8 protein-coding genes are annotated in these 6,706 nt (G+C 64.9%); 3 read left to right on the forward strand and 5 right to left on the reverse strand.

Going from position 1 to position 6,706, the window contains the following annotated elements; genetic code table 11:
• Positions 1–122: 122 nt before the first annotated feature.
• Positions 123–1,367, forward strand: coding sequence for an integrase catalytic domain-containing protein (locus tag ACTJK0_RS21215; protein WP_440744316.1), 1,245 nt, complete (start codon positions 123–125; stop codon positions 1,365–1,367).
• A 60-nt stretch (positions 1,368–1,427) separates the two neighbouring features.
• On the opposite strand, the gene ACTJK0_RS21220 is transcribed toward ACTJK0_RS21215, so the two are convergent.
• The 4 genes from ACTJK0_RS21220 to ACTJK0_RS21235 form a co-directional block, all read right to left on the reverse strand.
• A complete protein-coding gene (locus tag ACTJK0_RS21220; protein WP_440746528.1) occupies positions 1,428–2,210 on the reverse strand; it encodes a VOC family protein in 783 nt (260 codons plus the stop codon).
• A gap of 97 nt (positions 2,211–2,307) precedes the next feature.
• Complete coding sequence (locus ACTJK0_RS21225) at positions 2,308–2,685, reverse strand: Hpt domain-containing protein (protein ID WP_440746529.1); 378 nt, start codon at positions 2,683–2,685, stop codon at positions 2,308–2,310.
• Positions 2,678–3,322: a signal peptidase I gene (locus tag ACTJK0_RS21230; protein WP_440746530.1), complete on the reverse strand. Its 645-nt coding sequence runs from the start codon at positions 3,320–3,322 to the stop codon at positions 2,678–2,680. The genes ACTJK0_RS21225 and ACTJK0_RS21230 overlap by 8 nt, the downstream gene beginning before the upstream one ends.
• A gap of 31 nt (positions 3,323–3,353) precedes the next feature.
• Positions 3,354–3,965: a TasA family protein gene (locus ACTJK0_RS21235; protein WP_440746531.1), complete on the reverse strand. Its 612-nt coding sequence runs from the start codon at positions 3,963–3,965 to the stop codon at positions 3,354–3,356.
• 306 nt (positions 3,966–4,271) lie between these two features.
• Between ACTJK0_RS21235 and ACTJK0_RS21240 the strand changes: the two genes are divergently transcribed.
• Both ACTJK0_RS21240 and ACTJK0_RS21245 read left to right on the forward strand, forming a co-directional pair.
• Complete coding sequence (locus ACTJK0_RS21240; RefSeq protein ID WP_440746532.1) at positions 4,272–4,727, forward strand: hypothetical protein; 456 nt, start codon at positions 4,272–4,274, stop codon at positions 4,725–4,727.
• 59 nt (positions 4,728–4,786) lie between these two features.
• A complete protein-coding gene (locus tag ACTJK0_RS21245) occupies positions 4,787–5,206 on the forward strand; it encodes an MmcQ/YjbR family DNA-binding protein (RefSeq protein ID WP_440746533.1) in 420 nt (139 codons plus the stop codon).
• Positions 5,207–5,339: 133 nt separating this feature from the next.
• Here ACTJK0_RS21245 and ACTJK0_RS21250 read toward each other — a convergent pair whose 3' ends face one another.
• The gene (locus tag ACTJK0_RS21250) at positions 5,340–6,584 is read right to left on the reverse strand and encodes an integrase catalytic domain-containing protein (protein WP_440744316.1); all 1,245 of its coding nucleotides are present in this window, start codon (positions 6,582–6,584) and stop codon (positions 5,340–5,342) included.
• Between the last annotated feature and the right edge of the window lie 122 nt (positions 6,585–6,706).

A 6,706-nucleotide genomic window follows, 5' to 3' on the forward strand; every position in this document is an offset into this window, starting at 1 on the left:
CGCGTTGACTCGTAAATAACCTCCGCGAAGGGGGATACGTTGCCTCATTAATAATCCTCCGCTTGGGTTGGCGGTTGCCGGGGTGGGCGGATGGAGGCTAGGCCGGGTGGATGGGATTGACGATGGCTGAGCGCAAGGCCGTGACGAAGCAGCTGGCCAGGTCCTATCGGGCCGGGGACAGGGTCCGGAAGGGAAGAATCCTGGACGAGGTCGTGGAGTTGACCGGCTGGCACCGGGATCATGCCCGGGCGGTGCTTCGGCATGCTTTGGACCCTCCGCGGCCCAGGCCGGTCAGGCCCGGCCGGGCACCGGTATACGGGGCGGATCTGCAGCCTGCTCTGGTGTTCTGCTGGGCGGTGCTGCGCGCTCCTGCCGGAAGGCTGCTGGCGGCGGTGATGCCAGAACTCGTCCCGATGCTGCGCGACGAGAAGGCCCTGGACATCACGGACGCCCAGGCGCAGCTGCTCGGGCGGATGAGCGCAGCCACGATCGACAGGCGCCTGGCCGGGGAACGGGCCAAGCTGCTGCCGCGGGGCCGGTCCCACACCAAACCCGGATCGCTGCTCAAGTCCCAGATTCCGATCCGCACGTGGGCTCAGTGGGATGACGCCGTGCCCGGCTTTGTGGAGATCGATCTGGTCGGCCATGAGGGCTCGAACAGTTCCGGACAGTACTGCTTCACGCTCACCGTCACGGACATCGCCACTGGATGGACGGTGAACAGGTCCGTGCCCAACAAGGCCCAGAGGCATGTCTTCGCTGCCCTCCAGCAAGCCATCTCTGCCTTCCCGTTCCCGGTGATCGGCATCGATTCGGACAACGGAGGAGAGTTCATCAACAACGATCTTTTCGACTTCTGCCAGGAACAACGGATCACTTTCACCCGCTCACGTCCGTATAACAAGAACGACGGGGCCCACGTCGAGCAGAAAAACTGGTCGAGGGTCCGTGAGCTGGTGGGCTACCTGCGCTACGACACCGCCGCGGAACTTGCGCTGCTGAACCAAATCTGGGAGCTGGACCGTACCTTCACCAACTACCTGCTTCCCCAGCAGAAGCTCGTATCCAAGACCCGCCACGGGGCCACGGTGACAAAGATCCATGACGCGCCGGCGACCCCCCACCGCCGCGCGGCCGCCGATCCTCACACCGAAAGGAAGGCGGCAACCCGCATGAACGCCGAGTACCGGAAAGTCAGACCCGCGGCCCTGTCCCGGCAGATCCTGGCCCTCACCGGGCAACTCGGAACCCTCGCCACCGCCAAGCAGCCAGCGCCCATCAAACCGCCAGTCAACGAGGACTGGAACCGCCGACCCAACCGGAGGTTTTCCAATGAGGCAACGTATGCCCCTTCGCGGAGGTATTGACATGAGGCAACAGGGCCTCCACGGGCAGCAGCCAAAAGGTGGTTTCCGCGTACTTGGGCGTCAGGACTGCGGACCGGGCCGCTGGGCGATTTTGAAGACTGCGCCTGTTGGGTCGGTCAGGGTCGCCATCCGGCCGAAGGGAGTGTCCTCCGGAGCGTGGATGATCTGGGCCCCGAGGGACTCGGCGGTGGTGGCCGCGGCGTCCGCGTCATCCACACCGAAGTAGATCTGCCAGTTCGAGGGCACGGATTCCGGCAGGTAGGAGGATGCGTCCATAATGCCGGCCCGGGATTCGTATCCTGATCCGAGCGTGGTGTAGCGGAACTCTTCGGTGTCGCTCATGACCGAGGTGTCCCAGCCGAATGCGTCCTGGTAGAACTTCACCGATGGCTCGTAGTGCCGGGTGTGAAGTTCGTGCCAGAACGGGGCGCCGTGCTCGCCTGCCAACTGGAACCCGGTGTGTCCGCCGAACTGCCAGGCGCCGATCACGGCACCGCCGGCGTCGGCAAAGATCGCCATGTGTCCCTGCTCCGGAACTTCCATGGGCGGCATCAGGACCTGTCCGCCCGCCGCGAGCGCAGCCTGCTCGGTGGCATGGATGTCGTCGGTGCGCAGGTAGGTCGTCCAGGCATCGGGCTGGCCGCTGCCGGGCTCGTTCTGCATCATGCCGGCCACGGGCGCGCCTTGGACGAAGGCCATCACGTACCCGCCGTAGGTTTCCTCATCACCTGCTTCGTAGGTCCAGCCGAAGAGGCTGGCGTAAAACTCGCGCGACCTTTCAACATTGGAGGTTGAAAGGTCGATCCAGCAGGGGTCACCCGGGGCGATGTTTGGCTTCGGCATTCGACGTCCTTCTTCCTGGCGGTGGCAGTTAGGGCAACTCTAAGGGCAACGGCGTGAGTCGGCACGGCTTTTCGCACGAACCTGCCTCATCCGGAGACTAGCCGGACAGGTGGGGTTGCAGGGCGGCAAGGATTCCCGGGCCTTCGATGACCAGCGCATCGATTGCCGCGCCCAACGCCGTGGCTTCGGGGCGTGATTGTTCCAGGTGGCCCTTGGCGACCAGGGATTGCAGGACCAGGGAGCGGTCTTCAGCGTCGTGGGCGCCGACCATTGACGAAGCGATTTTCAGGCTGAGGATGGCGTCCATCGCTGCTTCCGGGTCGTCGTCGCGGATAGCGTCGATGATGCGGATTTTTCGTCTGGGCAGCAGGGTGAGGTAGTCGCTCAGGAAGCGGAACGCGAGGGCTTTGTTGCCCAGGTTAAGGGCCAGGGTGTGGATCACCTGCGGGTCAAAGAGGGCCCGTCCCTCAGTCATTGCTGCCCGGTTCGGTTTTCTCCGGTGTCCTGCGCCAGATCCCTGCGAGCATGCCGACAACCAGGACGGCAGGGGCACCGTACATGAGGGCGTTCAAAACTACCGGCTGCCGGATGGCCCTGATGGCTTCCCCGACGTAGGGGACAGTGATGACGTGCCGGTCCACGGTGGGAGTACTGATCGTGGCCAGCCAGGGGTCCAGGCCGTTGTTCGCGTCCCCTTTGGTCTGCACCACGAAAGTGCCGTCCGGTTGTGCCGTTATCGCGGTGACCCGGTGTGTCTCGACCCGCTGGTCCTCGACCGGGATGTGGTATGTGATGATGTCGCCGGCCTTGATGTCCGCAACCGGCACCGGTTGCGTGACCACGACGTCGCCGGGGCTGATCAGCGGGGACATGGAGCCGGTCAGCATGGTGGAGGTCTGGTATCCGAGCACGCGGGGTCCAATTGCCAGGGCAAGGAACGCCGTGACGGCAAGGAGCAGCAGGGCCGTCGCCACCCCGGACGCCACCCGGCGCAGGACCTTTGCGGCCGGGGATCTCCCGATATCGGAAGCGGTACCGGAACGAGGACCCGCGTCGTCGGCCGTCGCCGTGCCGCCAAGCGGCAGGCTGGGGCTTTTGGTGGCGGCGCTCATGGGTGGGTCCTCGTTCCGGAGTCAGGTGGGGTTACTTGGAAACGGCCGTGCGCTGCGTGGCCGTGAAGGTGAACCCGATGGTGCTGGTCAGGCCCTGGAAGGTGTTGTCGGCGGAGGCCGGAAGTGCCGTGGTGACCTTGAGGTTGTCCGCTTTCGTCGAGGTCAGGGCCGTCAGGTTGGCCAGGGTCTTGGCGGTGCCGGTGATGATCGGCCCGCTGGCGAGCACGGTGGACTGGGTGCCGGAGCAGACGTAGGAGCCGGCGGTTCCGGTCCACGCAGTACTGCAGTTTTCGATGGTCAGCTGGAGGCCGTTGGTGGCGTCGGTGGTCAACAGTGACCCGGTGGTGCCGGCGTCGGTGGCGAGGGTGACGTTGTTCAGGTCGGAGTTTCCCGTGTTGGAAAGCTTGACCAGCTTTTCCACCTTGTCGCCGGGCAACATGCCGGTCACCGCGACATTTAGGGTGTTGTCGACGCCCGCTGCGGGCAGTGCGATGGTGACAGTGCCGGCGGTGACGGCCTGGCTGGCTGAAGTGGTGGAGCTGAAGGCGCCGAAGGTGCCCAGTCCCGCGACGCTGGCGGCGGTGCCGACCAGTGCGACGGAAGCGATGATCTTGCCGGTCGTGGTTTTCAGGCTGATACCCATGATGATCTCCTGCATGAGGGCCTTTCCCAATCGGGGAGGCCGGGGTGTGCCAGGCCCCAGCGGCCTGTCTGGGGACCACTGTGCCGTTGGACCATCAAGGAAGGACTTTGTCTTCCATCAAGACAGTGTCAAAGTTTGCGCAGGTCAGCGGGCTGCGGGACGGTCCGCGCCGTCGGCGACGCAAATTTCGGGCAACATGATGGACCCTTGACCTTTCCTTGAGGTCGGGCCGGGATGGTTGATCGTGATACCGGCAAAGGGTGCACGGCAAAACGCGGTACACCAACAATGCGAAAGGGGACGGCGGTGGCATTCATCAGGCGGCTCGGACGCCGCGCGCAGCTCCTGCTCGCCGGTGTTCTGGCGGCATGCCTGATGGTCGGCGCCCCGGCGGCCAACGCCGTGTTCACCCGGACTCTAAGCGCCGGAACTGCGTCCGTGGGCACCCATAAGTTGGCCAGCCCGGCGGGCAACGTCGTCACCCCCGTATGCACACTGAACGGCAACGGCAACAGCGGAAAATTCAAGCTCACCCTGACGGTCGTCACCTACGGGACTGTCGCCAAAGCCAACAACTATGTGCTGGTGGTCAAGGACTCCGCCGGAGTCGCGGCCGCCCCCGTCACGCTCACGCCGGGGCTGGTCTACACGGCCCCAAGCCCGGGGAACCGATGGACCTACAGCATCGATGCGCAATACAAGGTCCCGGGAACCACAAACACCTGGTCCAGCGACTCAAACCCAGTCGCCGTCACCTGCTGATCGGGAGCATCGTCCGCGCAGCTGTTGAATCCCTAGGGGACGGGGGCTACGTTGTGGCCATGGAGCGCATGGCCGTACCCGAGGACATCGGCTCGATCTGCCTTGGGCTGCCGGAGGTGGAGCTCGGTATCTCCTGGGGTGACCGGCCGACGTACAAAGTGCCCCGCGGTCCGAAAGGCCGGGGCTTCGTCCTGTACCGGGCACCGCACAAAACGGCCATCGATCCGGAGACGGGGGAGCCGTACCGGGATCTGCTCGTCATCGTGGTTCCGGACGACGCCGCCAAGGCCGCCCTGGTGGAGGACCCGTCCCTGCCGTTCTTCACCATTCCGCACTTCGATGGCTACAACGCCGTCCTGGTGCAGGAGTCCCGCCTGGGCGAGGTCAGCCGGGAGGAGTTGGCGGAGATCATCGTCGAGGCATGGGCGGCCCGAGCGCCGAAAAAGCTGGTTGCCGACTTCTTCGCCGGCCGCCAGTAAACGCACGACGGCGGCACGCACCAAAGCGGGCCGGCCGCCGTCGGCCACGATCCGGAGCTTGTCCGCTATCACCACCGGGCCGGAGAGTGACCGGCCTGATGTCAAAGCCCCAAAGGCCCCCTGTTGCCTCATGTCAATACCTCCGCGAAGGGGCATACGTTGCCTCATTGGAAAACCTCCGGTTGGGTCGGCGGTTCCAGTCCTCGTTGACTGGCGGTTTGATGGGCGCTGGCTGCTTGGCGGTGGCGAGGGTTCCGAGTTGCCCGGTGAGGGCCAGGATCTGCCGGGACAGGGCCGCGGGTCTGACTTTCCGGTACTCGGCGTTCATGCGGGTTGCCGCCTTCCTTTCGGTGTGAGGATCGGCGGCCGCGCGGCGGTGGGGGGTCGCCGGCGCGTCATGGATCTTTGTCACCGTGGCCCCGTGGCGGGTCTTGGATACGAGCTTCTGCTGGGGAAGCAGGTAGTTGGTGAAGGTACGGTCCAGCTCCCAGATTTGGTTCAGCAGCGCAAGTTCCGCGGCGGTGTCGTAGCGCAGGTAGCCCACCAGCTCACGGACCCTCGACCAGTTTTTCTGCTCGACGTGGGCCCCGTCGTTCTTGTTATACGGACGTGAGCGGGTGAAAGTGATCCGTTGTTCCTGGCAGAAGTCGAAAAGATCGTTGTTGATGAACTCTCCTCCGTTGTCCGAATCGATGCCGATCACCGGGAACGGGAAGGCAGAGATGGCTTGCTGGAGGGCAGCGAAGACATGCCTCTGGGCCTTGTTGGGCACGGACCTGTTCACCGTCCATCCAGTGGCGATGTCCGTGACGGTGAGCGTGAAGCAGTACTGTCCGGAACTGTTCGAGCCCTCATGGCCGACCAGATCGATCTCCACAAAGCCGGGCACGGCGTCATCCCACTGAGCCCACGTGCGGATCGGAATCTGGGACTTGAGCAGCGATCCGGGTTTGGTGTGGGACCGGCCCCGCGGCAGCAGCTTGGCCCGTTCCCCGGCCAGGCGCCTGTCGATCGTGGCTGCGCTCATCCGCCCGAGCAGCTGCGCCTGGGCGTCCGTGATGTCCAGGGCCTTCTCGTCGCGCAGCATCGGGACGAGTTCTGGCATCACCGCCGCCAGCAGCCTTCCGGCAGGAGCGCGCAGCACCGCCCAGCAGAACACCAGAGCAGGCTGCAGATCCGCCCCGTATACCGGTGCCCGGCCGGGCCTGACCGGCCTGGGCCGCGGAGGGTCCAAAGCATGCCGAAGCACCGCCCGGGCATGATCCCGGTGCCAGCCGGTCAACTCCACGACCTCGTCCAGGATTCTTCCCTTCCGGACCCTGTCCCCGGCCCGATAGGACCTGGCCAGCTGCTTCGTCACGGCCTTGCGCTCAGCCATCGTCAATCCCATCCACCCGGCCTAGCCTCCATCCGCCCACCCCGGCAACCGCCAACCCAAGCGGAGGATTATTAATGAGGCAACGTATCCCCCTTCGCGGAGGTTATTTACGAGTCAACGCG

Source organism: Paenarthrobacter sp. 22069 (assembly GCF_052046035.1).
GTDB lineage: Bacteria > Actinomycetota > Actinomycetes > Actinomycetales > Micrococcaceae > Arthrobacter.

What these genes read in the sequence shown, in the direction of transcription:
- ACTJK0_RS21225 (WP_440746529.1), bottom strand. Translation starts at nt 2,685, where the DNA reads ATGACTGAGGGACGGGCCCTCTTTGACCCGCAGGTGATCCACACCCTG.
- ACTJK0_RS21250 (WP_440744316.1), bottom strand. Translation starts at nt 6,584, where the DNA reads ATGGCTGAGCGCAAGGCCGTGACGAAGCAGCTGGCCAGGTCCTATCGG.
- ACTJK0_RS21235 (WP_440746531.1), bottom strand. Translation starts at nt 3,965, where the DNA reads ATGGGTATCAGCCTGAAAACCACGACCGGCAAGATCATCGCTTCCGTC.
- ACTJK0_RS21230 (WP_440746530.1), bottom strand. Translation starts at nt 3,322, where the DNA reads ATGAGCGCCGCCACCAAAAGCCCCAGCCTGCCGCTTGGCGGCACGGCG.
- ACTJK0_RS21215 (WP_440744316.1), top strand. Translation starts at nt 123, where the DNA reads ATGGCTGAGCGCAAGGCCGTGACGAAGCAGCTGGCCAGGTCCTATCGG.
- ACTJK0_RS21245 (WP_440746533.1), top strand. Translation starts at nt 4,787, where the DNA reads ATGGAGCGCATGGCCGTACCCGAGGACATCGGCTCGATCTGCCTTGGG.
- ACTJK0_RS21220 (WP_440746528.1), bottom strand. Translation starts at nt 2,210, where the DNA reads ATGCCGAAGCCAAACATCGCCCCGGGTGACCCCTGCTGGATCGACCTT.